Origin of the sequence: Nostoc piscinale CENA21, from assembly GCF_001298445.1 — a bacterium.
In the GTDB taxonomy this organism is placed as follows: domain Bacteria; phylum Cyanobacteriota; class Cyanobacteriia; order Cyanobacteriales; family Nostocaceae; genus Nostoc_B; species Nostoc_B piscinale_A.
Genome location: NZ_CP012036.1, coordinates 616865 through 634026, shown reverse-complemented (window position 1 = coordinate 634026; position 17162 = coordinate 616865). Strand labels below are relative to the sequence as shown.

Below are 17162 nucleotides of genomic sequence, written 5' to 3'. Positions count from 1 at the left end.
AGCTAAATATTTTCTTGATAAGTATTAAAATTTTTTATGCGACGAGATTCGATATTTTATAAACTATTTCAAAAATTCCCACCTTTGTTATTTGAGCTACTGAAGCATCCTCCAAATAATGCTCAAAACTACCTTTTTGATTCAGTAACGCTGAAAGAGCCAGGATTTGAAATCGATGGCGTATTTCTTCCACCAGAAGATGAAACTAAAGGAATTGTATATATCCCGACTTGCAGAAGCAGTAAATCTACAAATATTGCTCATTTATTAGTCTGCTGACGACGCTGTTGTAATTTCTGTTCTAGTTGATGAAAAACCGTTACTGCGTCAATAACTTCCCCTCGTTCTGAAGCTTCGACTCTAAACATAATTTCTTGTTGCAATTCCTCAAATCTATCTTGATAAATACATTTTCTTTCTTCTAGCAGTTTAATACCCGCAATAATCACTTCTTCTATTCAGGCATACTTACCGCTTGCAACTTGACTTTAAATAAATTGCTGTATTTCTGGAGTCAAGGAAATATTCATATATATCCTGTACTATACTATGCTTAATTTTAAATGGGGAGTGGCGCGGAGGTAAGCGCAAAGTTATGCGGACTTTGAGTTTTCAGTTAATTTAATTGGGCGATCGCACTGGCATTCTCTTCACTTGACTCAGCCAACTTGATTTTTGATGCGATCGCTAGGTGTAGTGTAACTTCAATACATCGCCTTGGATTGTTAAGCTGATTGACAAATGTGGCTCAAGGCGCAATCATGCGGAATTGTCCCAACTTCTGCTGTGGCTTATGAGTAAAATGGTGAAAGACCTGTCAGGAAATCGCCATTCGCCGATTCTTCACTCTTAAATAATCGTGATCTAATAGCCGATGAATTCTCCCCAACCTCCCCAAAAGCCACAAACTATACTTGGTCAACTGACTCAAGCCGTACATACAATTCAAGCTAGGGTCGATTTTTCCAAGCTGGCGCTGAAGCCAAATGCTAGAGTACCGGAACTTTGGGTACAGGATGCAGGGGCGGATAAGGCGGAGGTCTACCCATTGTTGGGCGATCGCTATATCCTAGGCAGAAGTTCTAAATCTTGCGATATCGTTGTTCGTAACCCAGTTGTCAGCCAAATTCATCTGTCTTTGTCGCGGGACTCTACCCAACGCAAACCTGTATTCGTAATTCGAGATGAAAACTCAACCAATGGGATTTATCTGGGGAAACGGCGGCTGACTTCTTTAGAACTGCGGCATGGCGATATCATCACTCTAGGGCCGCCAGAACTAGCAGCATCAGTCAGATTGCAATATGTAGATCCACCACCATTGTATGTCAAAGCTGGAACCTGGGCAGGATATGGAGTTGGTGGTGCCAGTGCTTTGTTAGCCTTGGTTATTGGTGTGGAATGGCTGAAGTTTTCTGTTCGACCTTTACCGACAGCCACTCGCGCCCCAGTCATAGTTTATGCCCGTGATGGTTCAACGCCTCTACGTGAACCGCGAACAACTTCTCACGTAGATATGAAGAACCTGCAAGACTTTGGCCCTTATTTAGCTAATGCTGTAGTCGCCTCAGAAGATAGCCGTTACTATTGGCACGTTGGCGTAGACCCCTTGGGGATTTTACGCGCAGTATTAATTAATAGCCGCAGTGGTGATTTACAGCAAGGAGCGAGTACAGTTACCCAACAGGTCGCTCGGAGTTTATTCCGTGATTACGTTGGTTCCCAAGACTCCCTGGGACGAAAATTGCGTGAAGCCATTGTGGCGCTGAAGTTAGAAACTTTTTATAGCAAAGACTACATTTTGCTGACTTACTTAAATCGCGTGTTTTTGGGCGGAGATACTTCAGGTTTTGAAGATGCGGCTAAGTATTACTTTGAGAAGTCAGCCAAAGAACTCACCTTAGCCGAAGCCGCAACTTTAGTGGGTATTTTGCCTGCGCCCAATGCGTTTGATTTTTGTGGTGACGGCCCCAATAAACTAGAAGCTGCTGATTACCGCAACCGTGTAATTAAGCGGATGTTGGAAATGGGCAAAATCTCCCAAGAAGATGCAAATCGAGCGAGACGTTCTACAGTGCAAGTCAGCCCGAAAGTGTGCGAACAGCAAGCCAAAACTATTGCACCTTATTTTTATAATTATGTTTTTCAAGAACTCGACTCAATCTTAGGAGAAGGTGCAGCTAGGGAAGGAAACTACATTATTGAAACCCAACTAGATCCGGCAATTCAAGCCCAAGCCGAAGCCTCATTGCGGAATTCTGTGAATAATGAAGGTTCAAGCTTGCGTTTTTCCCAAGGGGCGATCGTTACTTTAGATTCCAAAACAGGTAGTATTTTGGCAATGGTGGGCGGGACTGATTACCGCAAAAGTCAATTTAATCGTGCTGTCCAAGCCAAAAGACAACCAGGTTCTACTTTTAAAATTTTTGCCTACACCGCAGCCATTCAACAGGGAATTTCACCATATAAAACTTATTCTTGCGCTCCTTTGCCTTGGCAGGGTTTTACTTATAAACCTTGCCGTTCTGGCGCTGATGTCAGTTTAGATATTGCCACAGGTTTGGCACTGTCAGAAAACCCCATTGCTTTGCGAGTCGCCCGCGAAGTTGGTTTAAATAAAGTTGTGGCTATGGCGCAAAAATTGGGGGTAAAGTCCCAACTTGATCCGGTTCCTGGTTTGGTACTGGGTCAAAGTGTGGTGAATGTTTTAGAAATGACCGGGGCTTTTGGTGCAATTGGGAATCAAGGTGTGTGGAATCCTCCCCACGCCATTAGCCGCATTCTCGACAGTGGTGATTGCAAGGATCGTAAAGATTTAAAAACTTGTCGTGTGATTTATTCTTTTGACCAAAACCGTGAAGCTAACAAGCGAGTTCTGTCTACAGAAGTAGCTGATGAAATGACTACCTTAATGCGAGGCGTAGTTACAAGAGGTACAGGACGGAGTGCGTCAATTGGTTTGGGAGAAGCTGGTAAAACAGGGACAACTGATAAAAACGTTGACCTTTGGTTTATTGGGTTTATTCCTAGCCGCCGATTGGTCACAGGTATCTGGCTAGGCAATGATAATAATTCCCCCACTTACGGTAGCAGCGCCCAAGCTGCTCAACTGTGGGGGAGGTATATGGGTAGAATTGCGAGGTAATTCAGTGGTCATTTGTCATTTGTAAGAATGTTAAATGACCTATGGTTCTTGATTTATCTAGTTTTTAATCCAGTACTTTGTCACCTAATGACCTAGTAGTTTATCTCGCAGATGTTTGATGTGATCGCGCAATTTTGCCGCTTCTTCAAATTCTAGTTTTTTGGCGGCATCTTTCATCTGGGCTTCTAACTTAATAATTAAGTCGGGAATCTCTTCTAAAGGTATTTCACTGATATGTTCATCTACAGCTTTTAGTTCTGTAGCATTTAATCGACGCGATACTTCTAAAAATGACAAAATCGCATTACTCGATTTTTTGACAATGGGTTGTGGTGTAATTCCATGTATCCGGTTATATGCAGTTTGAATGTTCCGCCTTCTTTCAGTTTCTTCAATGGCTTTAATCATGCTGTCTGTTAAATTATCAGCATATAAAATTGCCTGTCCGCGAATGTGACGTGCAGCCCTACCAATAGTTTGAATTAAAGAACGTTCAGCACGTAAGAAACCTTCTTTATCTGCATCTAAAATTGCCACTAAGGAAACTTCTGGTAAGTCTAACCCTTCCCGCAGCAAGTTTACCCCAACTAATACATCAAAATTGCCTTCACGTAAATCTTGAATAATTTCAATCCGTTCAATAGAATTAATTTCAGAATGCAAATACCGCACGCGAATACTATTGTCTTGCAAATATTCGGTCAAATCTTCCGCCATCCGCTTAGTTAATGTTGTAATTAGCGTTCTTTCATGAAGGTCAACTCTGTCTTTAATTTCTCCGAGCAAATCATCAATTTGCCCCTCGGTGGGACGTACTGAAATTTCTGGATCAATTACACCAGTAGGGCGAATTACTTGCTCAACAATGTGATGGTCTGAAACTTCTAATTCCCAATTTCCAGGTGTTGCCGAAACAAAAATACACTGGTTAACTTTTTGCCAAAATTCATCAGCTTTTAAAGGACGATTATCGGCGGCACTAGGCAGACGAAATCCATGTTCAATTAACACTTTTTTCCTGGCTTGGTCGCCGTTATACATGCCCCGAATTTGCGGCACAGTCACATGAGATTCATCAATAACTAACAGCCAATCTTTCGGGAAATAATCAATTAAACATTCTGGTGGTTCGCCTGCTTGTCGACCTGCAAGGTGACGGGAATAGTTTTCTACGCCGTTACAATACCCAACTTCGCGCAACATTTCTAAGTCGTAACGAGTACGCTGATCTATACGTTGTGCTTCTAATAATTTGCCTGTTGTTTCTAGTTCTTGTTTGCGCTGTTTTAGCTCAAAGGCAATGTCTTCGCAAGCAATTTCTAAGCGTTCTTCTGGGGTAACAAAGTGCCGCGCTGGGTAGATATTAACAGCATCCAAACTATTAATAATTTCGCCTGTTACAGGGTCAATATAACGAATTGCATCAATTTCATCACCAAAAAATTCTACACGAATAATTCGGTCTTCGTAGGCTGGGCCGATTTCTAAAACATCACCCCGGACGCGAAAACGTCCCCGACCCATTTCTAAATCGTTGCGGCTATATTGTACTGAGGCTAAATCGCGCAAAACTTCCCGTTGATTAACTTCCATCCCAATTTTTAAGGGTATGGCTGCTTTTAAATATTCGGCGGGAATTCCTAAACCGTAGATACAGCTAATAGATGCAACGACGATGACATCTCGACGTTCAAACAGCGATCGCGTCGCTGAGTGACGCAACATATCAATTTCATCATTAATCGCAGCTGTTTTTTCAATATAAGTGTCTGTTACAGGAATATAAGCTTCTGGTTGATAGTAATCGTAGTAGCTGACAAAATACTCGACTGCATTTTTGGGAAAGAACTCACGTAACTCATTACACAGTTGTGCAGCTAAAGTTTTGTTATGTGCCAAAACTAAGGTTGGTTTACCGATTTTCTCAATTACTGCTGCTACTGTAAAGGTTTTGCCGGTGCCTGTAGCTCCCAGTAAGGTTTGGTAACGATTACCCGATTGGATACTGGAAACAAGTTGTGCGATCGCTTGTGGTTGATCGCCTGTAGGTGCAAAGGGAGCTTGAAGACAAAATTCTGTCATACAGTTCTGCTAGTAATACCCTCTCTCATGGTAACGATACAACTCTGTACCTGTTGCCCTACAGAACTTAAATGAATTAACAGCAATATTACTTTACAAAAATTGATACTTTAAATTTACTTATGTGTAAGTTTTGAAGATAATTATACATGTGCAAGGTTTTTTAAGGGTAAACTTTGATATATGGGAAAAAATCTAATTTTTCCTCAAATATTGTAAAGTTCATTTAAGAAACCAGAGGTAGAGTTTATGAGCATCAGCAGCACGGGCAAAGCAGCTAGTCCTCGCCAAAGACGTGCCAAGCTCAAGGGGGAAACAACGGTGGAAGTTGAAAACAATCAAGGTCAAACTGTGAATAACGATCAAACCACTCAAGATACAGAAAAATCCGATAAGCCTGGAACCCTAGCCATTGCTGGAGTTCGTCCGATTGCTGGTAGCGATTTACAAGTAGCAGAAACAGTCTCAATTGCAGGTATACGTCCCATTTCTGCTAGTAATTTAGAAGTAGTAGAGACTATCAACGTGATGGGTATTCGTCCCATTGCTGCTAACACTATCAAAGTTGTTGATAGCATCAACCTCTCTGGTTTGCGTCCCATAGCTTCTAGCGCCTTGGTAATTTCTAGCAGCTATTCTGTTATGGGGAACCGTCCAGTAGCTTCTAACACTATTGACGATTCCGAAATTCTTATGGGTTTTATCGACTAGACTACAAAAACCTCTTCACTTATTTCATTCAGCCCGAACTCTTCACGAGAGCGGGTTTTTTAATTATTTAATCGGATAAAAATCTCGATTTATCTAATTATCTAGATCACCTAATTACAATGTTCATTGATTTCATACCCCCGACTTCTTAAAGAAGTCGGGGATTTATTTACTATTTCCCATTATATCTAGATTATTTTGATTCTCTCTCTTTTTATATAGACCAATAATATATCCTGTGGCGGAAGGCTGGAGCTAAACTATAAAGCTAATTTGTAAGAGTAATCACCAAGAAATTCAAAGTTAATTCACAACTTTGAATCGGAATTTATATAAGATTAGGAGAGTAAAATGAGCTTAGAAGATCGCGCAAAAGCTACTGCTAAGAATATTGAAGGTAAAGCTCAAGAAGCACTAGGTAATGTGACTGGCGACCCTGAAGATAAAGCTGAAGGTAAAGCAAAGCAAGCCGAAAGTGAAGTACGTCAAGGTATGGAAGATATCAAAGATTCTGTTAAAAGAAAGCTTGACTAGAACTAATTTTAGTTAGCAATTAACAAAAGATGGTAAGGGTAAAAGAGTGTAGAGGTGTATCCAAAATCCTTATACCTTATACCCTTTCCTACCTCCATCAAATCTCCATACACAATTTTGATGCGTAAGTCCTATACAAGTAATTTGACTTATTTAAAAGGTTTATTTTGGGAGTGAAATAATGATATCGCTGGAGCAGATTCGCAAAACTGCGATCGCAGGTATTTTAATTGTAATTTTAACCTTAACTACCGCCTGTGGTGGCGCTACAGTCAGCCAAGCTGACCGCACAACAAATCCGCCTGTAATTGGAAGAGATGTCACTTACAGCGAACTAGAAAGAGGTAATACTCCTGGTGGTCAAACTTTTGGTGACTGGGTAGTGCAAACTTCTAGAGGTTTAATCAAAGACGCTTATGTGAGAGATAACAACAAATTAGGTGTTGTAATTGCTCGTGAAGTTCGTCCTAATGAAGTTCGACCTTTAGCGAAGTCTTTGGTTCAAGGCTTTCGGAAAAATTTCCCGAATCAAGATTTAACTGTTTTGGTTTACGGCCCTGACAAAAAGTTAATTTTGACGACTCAATACGATGTCCAGACTAATCAAGTGAAGTATAGCTAATTAGGGTTGTTGATTGAATTGAAACCTAACAATTCCAGAATTTTGCAGAGAAAATTCGGAACTTGATTTTGAATAAGGAGATAAAAAAGTGTCAACCAGCGAAGAATACAGAAGACAAATCATGCAAGATTTAGCTCAAGGTGATGTGGAATCATTAGATGATCCCTCAACTAATGCAGCTACTCAATACGATAATTTTGACGATTTCGCTCAACGCACAACTACAGATCAGCGTCGTCAATTATTTGGTCGTTCTCTTCATCCAGAGCGCATTCCTAGCAGCCAAATGGAGCCAGAATTACAAAAGGCGATCGCTCAAATTAAACCAAATGAAAGAGATGATGTTGCCCGCGCCTTTTTCAAACATTTGAAAGGTAGAGGTTTGGATGAGCGCCATTTAGAACAACAGCTAGGCCTTTCTACTCACCACCCGAACCGGATGAGTGCTGATGATGTCAGCAGACTTGCTTCTTTTGCTTATCATAACCATCCAGATATTTTCCGCGAAGTCCTAGCAGAGCAACCAGGTATTCTTAAATTCCTGAGTAACCCTGTGGTTGCAGCAATTATAGGTATTGCAGCTGCTAAATGGTTAGGCAACCATAAATAAGTTTTTCTGGAGAGTAAGACAGTTAGGTGGGTAAAACCACCTTTTTTTTATGGCTTTTCAACCATCAGTTTAAATAAATTAATAAAATATTAAAAATCTAAATCTAAACAAAAAAATATTTTACATTTTTTACATAAATTTGTTTATAGTAACCTAAACAATGAGCTTATTTCTTTTGACATATATCCATTAACAATAATCAAAACTCTCGGCAGAGACATGAGGATTTTTCTTCCGCTAAATATATAATTAGAGTCTTAAAAAAGAGGCCTAGTATCACAAGTTGTCTCATAGAATATTTATATATGTTTGCAGAAGAACTCAGAAGTCAGAATCCATTAGTGCCGACTCTGAATACTCCACTAATTGTAGACAGCTAAATTTTAAATTTAGCTGTGTCTTAAACCAATTTATTCATCTACAGCATCGTAAAGAATTTATACTGAATTCTGACTCCTGTTGAGTTACATAGGTAATTATGGTGTATATAGGCAATAAATTCAGAAGTCTAAGAAATGAAATTTCAAAAAATTTCAAAATAGTACCAATATATATACTCAGATTATGCTTACCAAAACAGAAGTAAAAAAAACAATAGAAATCCATAATGCTTATTTAAGCCGCCGTGATTATCAAACCGAGAAAACACAATCTCAAAACTTAAATGTTCCGGCTGCAACATTATACTTAAGTCCTATCGGTCTGCTGTTTGGTTGGGTAATTTTTTTTCTTGATATTAAGAAAAATCAAGAGATTTCTAGATAATAAAATGGTATTCAGCGTCAATAACTTGCATCAAGTTCCTTGCAAGAATTGTCGATTTTATTCTAATAATCATTATCTTAAATGTGCAGTACAACCTTCTATTGTGCTGACTGATGAAGCTAAAAATTGCACAGAGTTTTCTGACAAAAAAGAGAAATCACCCTAAAAACCATCATTTCAGAAAAGAGACTAGTACAGCCGTGAAGTCAAAAATAAAAAGTTAACGGTCAAAAAGCTTATCAAATAGGCTTTTCACTGGATTTAGTATGGTTGCTCTATTTACGCCTTCCTGTACTAATATAAAAAGGCTGAAATAAATAAATTCCTCTCATTCAGGGTTCCAGCAATTTTTAATCGGTTCTTTATTGGTGACTTATATAGTTCCGGTGTGGTTTCTAAAATTTCCTGTGCTGTGCAGTCTGGAAACGGTGAATAAGCACTAAGTGTATAAGATAATCATATTAATTCAGTATGAACCCTTGCATTTATCTTGGTAAGTAAAGGAATGATCAATTAGGGTTGATTGAGCAGGTACAGAAAAAAACGCTACTGAATTACTGAAAAAATAGCAGGAGTAGTGCCGAAACTCAATAATAATCAAACCGGTACCGGAGATTTAGGTAGAAAAATTACTAGAAAAGTAGAGATGGCTAAGTATTGATCCTGATACTATTTAGACGGACAGAACTTTATACTACAGAAGTGATGTTTATAACTTCATAATTAATCACTTACTCAGAATAGGGGTACACTGACTGATATTATTAGATTTTTCTTATCCAAAGTAGAAGGATTCCAATTTTAAAGATTTTATTTGGCAACTTGTCTTTTTACTCATAAAATCTAAAGACAAGCTCAAGTTCCCTAGAACCGTAGCCTTAGTATCCCCGTCTGGTCATAAATCAGGGTTAAAAAGCTATCACGAAAACTCAAATGCTAGAAATGGTAGATCGGATAAATGATATTGCTTGGCAAGCTCACCAGGGTAGTGTTGCTGCAATCATTCAATTGTTAAACGAAAAGTTAGCCGACTCTGGTGTCAGAACTAGAGCTATTTTCGCTGATGGAGTCTTACAACTTCTGTGTGAGGCATCTAAAATAGAGCAACTGGAACAATCAACACTAGTAGAACAAATCCAGAAAATTCTGGAAGCGATCGCACCACGTAATATTCACAGAGTCAATATTAATAGCCGCATTGTTAGGGAAGAACAGCTACTTTGGCTCAAAGAAATTTCTCTCGACCCCGGAAATCAATTACTCTGGTCACAGGAAATTACTTTAGCGCAACCCCATATAGTTAAGCAGCTAATTCAAGACTTCGCCCAAGCTACAACTCACCTAACACAATCAACTCTGCTCAAAACTCAATCTTCGCGTAATTCTGTACTCATCAACCGAAATAAATATCGATATTTACCCAAAACCAGAATCCCAACAGTTGTAAGTCTGGGCTTTCTGTTGTTATTGGGTTGGTTTGTATACGCTCAGTTGGGTGATAGACTAAAAATCTTAGTTCAATTAGAAACCACTAAGCCTGTTACTACAGCCAACCCCAAAGAAAACAAACCAGCAGCACGAGTTAACAACGCTCAAAATAATCTTGGCGATCCTGAAGAAGTCAATGATCCTTTTGGTTCAGCCGTGCGAATTGCCAATCAAGCTACCATTAATGGCAAAACAGCTACAACTTCAATACAGTGGTTAGATTTAGCTGCTAAATGGCAACGTGCATCTGATTTAATGGCCGCAGTACCACCAAATCACACTCGCTATCGAGAAGCGCAGATTCGTACTGAACTATATAGGAAGTATAGTGAAGCTGCTCAAAAAGAAGCTCAGAAAAGCCCTTCCTAAGCTACAACTCTTTGTGAATAACCGTAAATCTCATTTGTAACAAATACTAAAAAATTATTAATTTTTGCTTGAAGTAGAAGCAATATAACTTGTTATGAAATGACACAATTTTGTCATCAAGATGTCATTTTCATCAGTCAAACTGAGTTTATTCAGATAAAGCAAGGTGTAAGTGTGACGTGGCGGTATTTCCGCCTTTTTTATTGTAGAGTAGGTGCGGTGTGCGCTGGCGATCGCATTTTTGCCAAAACATCACCACGCCAGTAAACTTATCAGTGATCATTAGTTAATATAATGACTTCGGTTTGGTATACGCAATCAATATCAATAATCTGTGCTCTAAAAAACATAAATAAATTCGAGATAAATCATAATGAAATATTGATTTTATGCTTTATAGATTTTTTGAAAACTTGACTGATTCTTGAGAAAAAATTTTGTAATTATCTTCTAGGATGGTAAAGGTACACAAACGTGTAACTATCAAGCCACACACTGAAAATATAATTCTTATTCATGATTAGCATCGCAGCAGAATTTAAAAACTGGCTGCAACTAAGCCGTTACATTAATCGCGGTAGTGTTTATTTATTCGCTCCAATGGTGAATTTTAATGTGATGGCTGAAGTTGGAGACACTCCACCCTGATTTATTATCAAATTACTGGCAAAAAATCCTATTCCTATTGAGGAATAGCATCAACGGCATATAAATAGAAAAACTCACCTTTGCCATCATGAATGGCTGATAGTTTTGTGTGAGTAAGTTGCATTAGTAACAATGCAACGCACTAAATAATGCCTCATTAATAGCTTTTTATGTACCATTAGAACTTCATATTTTTTGGTACAGCAGTTACTTATCTAATCATCAAACTCTCACGCTACAACAATTGGTAGTCAAATTTATGCTGGCTAATTTCAATCCTCAACCAATTTTTCTCGTTTGTGCTGCTGATAATAACTACGCAATGCCTTTAGCTGTCACAGTCCGTTCAGCTTTAGCAAATCTGAAAAGTAATCGTAAAATTTCACTATTAATTATCGATGGCGGTATTAGTCAATCCAACAAACTTAAAATAATTCAATCATTCAATCCCGAACAGATAAATATTTCTTGGGTACAACCAGACAACAAAATATTTGAAAATTTAGTTTTATCTAGACATCTCACAATTAGCTGCTATTATCGATTGCTAATTACTGAATTTTTACCAAAAGAAGTCAATAAAGCAATTTATCTCGACAGCGATATGGTTGTCACAGGAGACTTAGAAGAACTATGGAATATTGATATTGCCGATAACTATGTATTAGCGGTACAAGATGATGTACAACTATATATATCAATGTCTCAAGGATTAAGGAATTATCAAGACCACAGCTTATCACCAGATACTAAATATTTCAATTCTGGGCTTTTAGTAATTAATTTAGATAAATGGCGCACAGAAAATCTTGGATTGAAAGTTATCAATTATCTCAGAGACAATATAGAATATTCACCTGATGATCAAGATGGTTTAAACGCAGTTATAGCTGGTAAATGGGGAGAACTTCACCCCAAATGGAACCAAATGCCGAAAGTTTATAATTATCTATCATCAGAAGATAGCCCATATCCAGAAAATGTACTTCAAGAAATATTGAATCATCCTGGAATTATTCATTTTACTAATGCGCCTAAACCCTGGTATGCAGGATTACGTACAGAATGCCAACATCCAAAAAAACATTTGTTTTTTGAGTATCTTGATATGACATCTTGGAAAGGATGGCGAGATACTTATTGGAGGAGGTTAGGGCGAAAAGTTGGTAAACTCACCTTACTCAATACTTCTAAATTGTAGTCAAGCTCAAAAAGCGTATTTTGGGTAAATGAGATATGAGCATAAAACCCAAAATCATATAGAGACGTTATATGTAACGTCTCTACAGTATTCTACGAATATGCACACTGCTCTATGATTCACGCTTATTTAGGAGTAACACCAGAGCTTATGGAACTTACAGAAAATAAATTATCCAATTTTCGAGGGAGTGTATTTTTCTTGTTTCTTTTTCCCCCTGCTCCCCGCTCCCTGCCTACACAGTGATAGTATATCTTTTTAAGTGGAAGTCCCTATATACTTCTGCCACATTTGCTCGTAAGCTTTTTCCATTTCACGAGCAAATTGTTTACCATTCCATAAAGGCGAAGTTCGGCGAGATGCTTTCAACTTTCTGGCTATTTGCTGGCGTAAATTTTCATCATTACCTAAGCGCACACCCCACTCGACATATTCTGCATCTGTCCAAGCAATACCTTCAGTGATGCCAGCATTAATCATCATAGTGTAACTGTTACGTGCGGCAAATTGTTCGCCAACTCTTGTCACTAATGGAATACCCATCCACAAAGTTTCTAAAGTCGTTGTCGCACCATTGTAAGGATATGTATCTAGAACTACATCTGCAATGCCTAAATTAGCCCGATGAGCCGCTTCTGATGGTGCGCCTGGTAAAAAACGCAACCGCTCAATTTCGACTCCTACTTCTGTTGCTAATTCATAAAAAAAGCTTTTGATGTATTCTTCATCGGCATCGCCTTTAATTAAGAAGTAGCTATTAGGTACTTCTTTTAGAATGTTCATTTGCAGGCGTGCAGTATCAGGATGACGTTTAAAACCTCGCTGTCCGCTGAAATAAACTACAGCATCAGTAGGAATATTTAAATCATCGCGGCGTAGAGTAGGTACACCTACTTCAAAACCATCAACGGCTATGTATGTTTGAGGTAAACGCCAGATTTTTTCTCTGTAATATTCATCTGCTGACTCTGGCAATACGTAAGGATCAGCAATAAAGTAATCAATAGCTGGAATTCCAGAAGCATCCCAACCTAACCAAGTTACTTGAATCGGCGCAGGTTTGAGGGCAATAATGCCACAAGTTAAGTCTAAGGTAATACTATCTAAATCAACTAAAATATCAATTTCGTCTTGATAAATTTGTTCGGTAACTTGTTTTAGGTTTTCACTTTTATAAACATGGTCAAACTGAGTCAGATACCAGTCGTGTAAAGGGTCAAATGTAGGCTCACAACTAATCAAATAAGCATTAATATCAAAGCGTTCTCTGTCATGATATTTAATTAGCCATCTAGTCAGCCAACCAACAGAATGGCTTCTTAAACAGTGAGATAAGTAACCTATTTTAAGTTTTTTATTAGCAATTTTTTGCTGTGAACGATCTGCTTGATATTTTGCAACTTCTGTTTGATAAGTAATTGCTAGGTTATTTTGACAAATTTCCGCTAACTGATTGCGAAGAATTCTATATTCTCTGGGGTTATCTTGAAAGTAGGGAGTAAAGTAATTGATATTGAAAATTCGAGATACTTGGAGTGGGGTAATACTTAGCGATCGCTCAGAAACCAAAGCTTTTAATAATGATTCATGCTGTTCCCAAGCAACACAAGCGGCTTGCCAATTACTTCCTCCGGAACTAACTAAACCTTTCAAAATTAAGGAACTTGCAAAAACTATATCTGGCAATTCTTCAGATAAAGAATAGACTAATTTTGCTGTTTCTATTCCCGTTTGATATTTACCAAGTACATAATAAATACCTGTAATATAAAATAAAAGCTCTCGATTTTCTCCATCTATTTTTAAACCTAACTTTAAATAACTTGCACCAATATCTGCTTGTTTTAAAGAATAGGCAGTATTAATAGCTATTGGCACTAAAATATTAATAAAATTATCAGCCTGATATTGCTCATGAATATAGCGGAGACAAACTTCAGCTAATGATAAAGATGATGGATGTAAGGGAGCCACATCTAAAACAGCCTGTAAAACTGCACTTAATATCTCCCATTCAACTTCTACGGGGGGTTCAGACTGAAGTAATGTAATTATTTCTAATTCTATTAATTCATCACTTATATATTTTTCTTGCTGAATAATTAACTGTACAAGATGCAATAAGTTGCTAATATTTGTTGGAGAAAATTCTTTGATTTGTTGGCGAATTATTTCAGCATTTGAATATTCTTCTATGGCTTCACGCCTGACAGATTCTCCGATTAAAACTTCTGTTAATTCTTGTGTCCAATCAGCAGCTTGAGTTTCATCATCTTCCATCATAGCTATTAGCCAAGTGGTTTGGGCTTCTGCAACTTTTCCTTGTAATAATAAAGCTAATCCTAAGTAACAATAACAAGATTTATTTTCTGGTTCAGCTTGAATTATTTGTTCATATAAACAAACTGCTTGCTCATAACTGCATTGAATTAAATATTGATAAGCTTGCTGTAATTTATCTGGAGTGTGTGTTGCTAAAGTTGGGATCATTGGAAATCTCCTGAATAAAACAAAGTGAGTAGTTGATATTCTCACTACTCACTCATAGAAAAAATTTAGAAAACTGAGTTTTAGTTAGCTAAAGATTTGTAGTTAGCAATACAACCTAAACCAGTTGCGTTACCTGGTGCAGCGGTGGTGGGGCTATTAGATTCACAAGCAAAAGCAACCGTTAATGCTTCACTGGTTTGGACGTTACCTACTTGAGTACCAACAAGACCAAGATAGGATTTTAGTGCTGCTTTGGTGGATGTGGCTTTGTTATTAACAATACCAATGTTGATAGCACTGGAGTAGATGTAGTTTTCTGTTTGAGTTTTGATACCAACACCTAGCTGAACTAATTCAGTTGTGAACTGCTGATATTCTAGGAAGTAAGCTTGTTGAGCGCGGTTAATTGAACCAATGTTGTTTTTAGCTTCCGCTTGCTTGGCTTTGTTAACCTGACCGAGTAGTGAAGGTAGCGCGATCGCTGCCAATACACCGATAATAATTACTACAACCAGCAGTTCAATGAGTGTAAAACCTTCTTCTTGTTTGTTCTTACGGTTGCTGAGATAGTGTAGATATTTAGCTTGCAATTCTGGCTTGAGCATGGGGTTTCTCCTGAAAGTTCGGGGTACGAACGTTGATTGGTGAGTTCTAGTTGTAACTTACCCACTTGTAATCTCCGATCTATCACTTCTGGTAAAAAATCTTTCTTATACTTGTGGCAGCACCGTTAAATTACGGTCTGGAAAAAGGAATTGGATTAAGAGATGGTATGTGTGTAAGTTGTCATCAGTCATTAGTCACTTGTCCTTTATAAGTAAGTCGATGGGAAAAAACCTAACTATGTTACGAAAGATTAACTAAGCTAAAAGCCTCTTTACTCCTGCCTCCTGCCTTATCCTGACGATAAATATTCACGACGACCTACTTAGATACAAATGACTAATAGAAAAATGAGACAGATGGTTTTCCAGAACTCAGACACCCAAAGTAATTCCTGATCCAAAATCTAAAATGGTATGGGGGTTTGATTCCACTGAATTGGTCTGCTATGCTATATTAAGCGTAGTCATTATGAGTTCGTATAAGTGTATGACTAACCCAACAATAGAAAACGTAGTGATTATCGGTTCCGGGCCAGCAGGATACACAGCTGCTATCTATGCAGCACGAGCTAACCTGAAACCTGTTGTTTTTGAAGGTTTCCAAGCTGGGGGGTTGCCGGGTGGGCAACTAATGACAACGACGGAAGTAGAAAACTTTCCTGGCTTCCCTCAAGGGATTACAGGGCCAGAACTGATGGATCGAATGAAGGCACAGGCCGAGCGTTGGGGGGCTGAGTTACATACTGAAGATGTGATATCTGTTGATTTAAGCCAGCGTCCGTTTACTGTGCGTTCCGAAGAAAGAGAAGTTAAAGCTCACAGTTTAATTATTGCCACTGGTGCAACAGCCAAGCGTTTGGGTTTAGCTAGTGAACCCCAGTTTTGGAGTCGGGGAATTTCTGCTTGTGCAATTTGTGATGGTGCAACACCAATTTTTCACGGTGCAGAGTTGGCGGTAATTGGTGCTGGTGACTCAGCCGCAGAAGAATCAATTTATCTGACTAAATATGGTTCCAAGGTTAACTTGTTGGTGCGGTCTGATAAGATGCGGGCTTCTAAAGCTATGCAAGACCGAGTTTTGAGTAACCCGAAAATCCAAGTGCATTGGAACACAGAAGTTGTGGATGTGTTTGGCAATGGTCACATGGATGGGGTGAAAGTTCGCAATAATCAAACGGGTGCAGAAAGCGAAATTCACGCCAAGGGTTTATTTTATGCGATCGGTCACACGCCCAACACCTCTTTATTTAAGGGACAGCTAGAATTGGATGAGGTGGGTTACATTGTCACAAAACATGGCTCTGTAGAAACCAGTGTTGAGGGTGTTTTTGCTGCTGGTGATGTGCAGGATCATGAATATCGTCAAGCAATTACAGCTGCGGGTACTGGTTGTATGGCGGCATTGTTGACAGAACGTTGGTTATCTTCTAATGGTTTAATTCAAGAGTTTCATCAAGAGCCAACAATCAATAATGAGTTAGAAACTCAGCCAGCCCAAAAGAAAACGGAAGCAGAGGAAGCAGCTGGGTTTAATTTACAGGCGACACGTCATGAAGGTGGTTATGCTTTACGCAAATTATTCCATGAAAGCGATCGCCTGCTAATCGTCAAATACGTCGCTCCTGGTTGCGGCCCTTGTCATACCCTCAAACCCATACTTAATAAAGTCGTGGATGAATTCGACGGCAAAATTCACTTTGTGGAAATTGATATCGATAAAGACCGCGAGATTGCCGAAAATGCTGGAGTAACAGGTACACCAACAGTACAGTTCTTCAAAGACAAAGAACTGTTGAAAGAAATCAAAGGCGTGAAACAAAAGAGCGAGTACCGCCAGTTGATTGAAAGCAACCTTTAGGGAGTAGGAAGTCAAAAGGCAAAAGGCAAAAGTT

16 protein-coding genes are annotated in these 17162 nt (G+C 38.7%); 11 read left to right on the top strand and 5 right to left on the bottom strand.

The window, feature by feature from the left end; translation table 11 throughout:
* The first annotated feature begins 36 nt into the window (after nt 1-36).
* The gene (locus ACX27_RS02810) at nt 37-279 is read left to right on the top strand and encodes a DUF2887 domain-containing protein (protein ID WP_062288116.1); all 243 of its coding nucleotides are present in this window, start codon (nt 37-39) and stop codon (nt 277-279) included.
* On the opposite strand, the gene ACX27_RS02805 is transcribed toward ACX27_RS02810, so the two are convergent.
* On the bottom strand, nt 261-449 hold the full coding sequence (locus ACX27_RS02805) for a hypothetical protein (RefSeq protein WP_235526471.1): 189 nt from the start codon (nt 447-449) through the stop codon (nt 261-263). The two genes, ACX27_RS02810 and ACX27_RS02805, sit on opposite strands and share 19 nt — an antisense overlap.
* Nucleotides 450-874: 425 nt before the next feature.
* Here ACX27_RS02805 and ACX27_RS02800 point away from each other — a divergent pair, with 425 nt between their 5' ends.
* Nucleotides 875-3145 (top strand): transglycosylase domain-containing protein, encoded by a 2271-nt coding sequence (locus ACX27_RS02800; protein WP_062288113.1) that lies wholly within the window; start codon nt 875-877, stop codon nt 3143-3145.
* Nucleotides 3146-3229: 84 nt separating this feature from the next.
* On the opposite strand, the gene uvrB is transcribed toward ACX27_RS02800, so the two are convergent.
* The gene (gene uvrB, locus ACX27_RS02795; protein ID WP_062288110.1) at nt 3230-5227 is read right to left on the bottom strand and encodes an excinuclease ABC subunit UvrB; all 1998 of its coding nucleotides are present in this window, start codon (nt 5225-5227) and stop codon (nt 3230-3232) included.
* Between the two features lie 249 nt (nt 5228-5476).
* Between uvrB and ACX27_RS02790 the strand changes: the two genes are divergently transcribed.
* The 6 genes from ACX27_RS02790 to ACX27_RS02765 all read left to right on the top strand — a co-directional run bounded on the left by ACX27_RS02790 (nt 5477) and on the right by ACX27_RS02765 (nt 10326).
* Nucleotides 5477-5938 (top strand): hypothetical protein, encoded by a 462-nt coding sequence (locus ACX27_RS02790; RefSeq protein WP_062288109.1) that lies wholly within the window; start codon nt 5477-5479, stop codon nt 5936-5938.
* Between the two features lie 351 nt (nt 5939-6289).
* Nucleotides 6290-6472 carry a CsbD family protein gene (locus ACX27_RS02785; protein ID WP_062288107.1) on the top strand — a complete coding sequence of 61 codons (183 nt, stop codon included), beginning with the start codon at nt 6290-6292 and terminating at the stop codon, nt 6470-6472.
* A 181-nt stretch (nt 6473-6653) separates the two neighbouring features.
* Nucleotides 6654-7094 (top strand): hypothetical protein, encoded by a 441-nt coding sequence (locus tag ACX27_RS02780; RefSeq protein ID WP_062288104.1) that lies wholly within the window; start codon nt 6654-6656, stop codon nt 7092-7094.
* 88 nt (nt 7095-7182) lie between these two features.
* Nucleotides 7183-7704, top strand: a complete 522-nt coding sequence (locus ACX27_RS02775; protein ID WP_062288101.1) for a hypothetical protein — start codon at nt 7183-7185, stop codon at nt 7702-7704.
* 564 nt (nt 7705-8268) lie between these two features.
* The gene (locus ACX27_RS35130) at nt 8269-8469 is read left to right on the top strand and encodes a hypothetical protein (RefSeq protein WP_335337753.1); all 201 of its coding nucleotides are present in this window, start codon (nt 8269-8271) and stop codon (nt 8467-8469) included.
* Nucleotides 8470-9411: 942 nt separating this feature from the next.
* On the top strand, nt 9412-10326 hold the full coding sequence (locus ACX27_RS02765; RefSeq protein ID WP_062298095.1) for a hypothetical protein: 915 nt from the start codon (nt 9412-9414) through the stop codon (nt 10324-10326).
* Between the two features lie 148 nt (nt 10327-10474).
* Here ACX27_RS02765 and ACX27_RS34775 read toward each other — a convergent pair whose 3' ends face one another.
* Nucleotides 10475-10609, bottom strand: a complete 135-nt coding sequence (locus ACX27_RS34775) for a hypothetical protein (RefSeq protein ID WP_256364377.1) — start codon at nt 10607-10609, stop codon at nt 10475-10477.
* Nucleotides 10610-10842: 233 nt separating this feature from the next.
* On the opposite strand from ACX27_RS34775, the gene ACX27_RS34770 reads away from it, so the two are divergent.
* Together ACX27_RS34770 and ACX27_RS02760 are read left to right on the top strand one after the other, a co-directional pair.
* Nucleotides 10843-10974, top strand: coding sequence for a hypothetical protein (locus tag ACX27_RS34770; RefSeq protein ID WP_256364376.1), 132 nt, complete (start codon nt 10843-10845; stop codon nt 10972-10974).
* A gap of 259 nt (nt 10975-11233) precedes the next feature.
* Nucleotides 11234-12175 carry a glycosyltransferase family 8 protein gene (locus ACX27_RS02760; protein ID WP_062288098.1) on the top strand — a complete coding sequence of 314 codons (942 nt, stop codon included), beginning with the start codon at nt 11234-11236 and terminating at the stop codon, nt 12173-12175.
* A 258-nt stretch (nt 12176-12433) separates the two neighbouring features.
* Here the strand turns inward: ACX27_RS02760 and ACX27_RS02755 are convergent, their stop codons facing one another.
* On the bottom strand, nt 12434-14665 hold the full coding sequence (locus ACX27_RS02755; RefSeq protein WP_062288094.1) for an O-linked N-acetylglucosamine transferase, SPINDLY family protein: 2232 nt from the start codon (nt 14663-14665) through the stop codon (nt 12434-12436).
* An 80-nt stretch (nt 14666-14745) separates the two neighbouring features.
* Nucleotides 14746-15270: a type IV pilin-like G/H family protein gene (locus ACX27_RS02750; RefSeq protein ID WP_062288092.1), complete on the bottom strand. Its 525-nt coding sequence runs from the start codon at nt 15268-15270 to the stop codon at nt 14746-14748.
* Nucleotides 15271-15757: 487 nt separating this feature from the next.
* Between ACX27_RS02750 and trxB the strand changes: the two genes are divergently transcribed.
* Nucleotides 15758-17128 (top strand): thioredoxin-disulfide reductase, encoded by a 1371-nt coding sequence (gene trxB / locus ACX27_RS02745; protein ID WP_062288089.1) that lies wholly within the window; start codon nt 15758-15760, stop codon nt 17126-17128.
* The last annotated feature ends 34 nt before the right edge of the window (nt 17129-17162 follow it).

Excerpts from the sequence above, each read along its gene's own strand:
- ACX27_RS34775 (WP_256364377.1), bottom strand. The coding sequence starts at position 10,609 with ATGATCACTGATAAGTTTACTGGCGTGGTGATGTTTTGGCAAAAATGC.
- ACX27_RS35130 (WP_335337753.1), top strand. The coding sequence starts at position 8,269 with ATGCTTACCAAAACAGAAGTAAAAAAAACAATAGAAATCCATAATGCT.
- ACX27_RS02785 (WP_062288107.1), top strand. The coding sequence starts at position 6,290 with ATGAGCTTAGAAGATCGCGCAAAAGCTACTGCTAAGAATATTGAAGGT.
- ACX27_RS02810 (WP_062288116.1), top strand. The coding sequence starts at position 37 with ATGCGACGAGATTCGATATTTTATAAACTATTTCAAAAATTCCCACCT.
- ACX27_RS02765 (WP_062298095.1), top strand. The coding sequence starts at position 9,412 with ATGGTAGATCGGATAAATGATATTGCTTGGCAAGCTCACCAGGGTAGT.
- ACX27_RS02760 (WP_062288098.1), top strand. The coding sequence starts at position 11,234 with ATGCTGGCTAATTTCAATCCTCAACCAATTTTTCTCGTTTGTGCTGCT.
- ACX27_RS34770 (WP_256364376.1), top strand. The coding sequence starts at position 10,843 with ATGATTAGCATCGCAGCAGAATTTAAAAACTGGCTGCAACTAAGCCGT.
- ACX27_RS02750 (WP_062288092.1), bottom strand. The coding sequence starts at position 15,270 with ATGCTCAAGCCAGAATTGCAAGCTAAATATCTACACTATCTCAGCAAC.
- ACX27_RS02800 (WP_062288113.1), top strand. The coding sequence starts at position 875 with ATGAATTCTCCCCAACCTCCCCAAAAGCCACAAACTATACTTGGTCAA.
- uvrB (WP_062288110.1), bottom strand. The coding sequence starts at position 5,227 with ATGACAGAATTTTGTCTTCAAGCTCCCTTTGCACCTACAGGCGATCAA.
- ACX27_RS02790 (WP_062288109.1), top strand. The coding sequence starts at position 5,477 with ATGAGCATCAGCAGCACGGGCAAAGCAGCTAGTCCTCGCCAAAGACGT.
- ACX27_RS02755 (WP_062288094.1), bottom strand. The coding sequence starts at position 14,665 with ATGATCCCAACTTTAGCAACACACACTCCAGATAAATTACAGCAAGCT.
- ACX27_RS02780 (WP_062288104.1), top strand. The coding sequence starts at position 6,654 with ATGATATCGCTGGAGCAGATTCGCAAAACTGCGATCGCAGGTATTTTA.
- trxB (WP_062288089.1), top strand. The coding sequence starts at position 15,758 with ATGACTAACCCAACAATAGAAAACGTAGTGATTATCGGTTCCGGGCCA.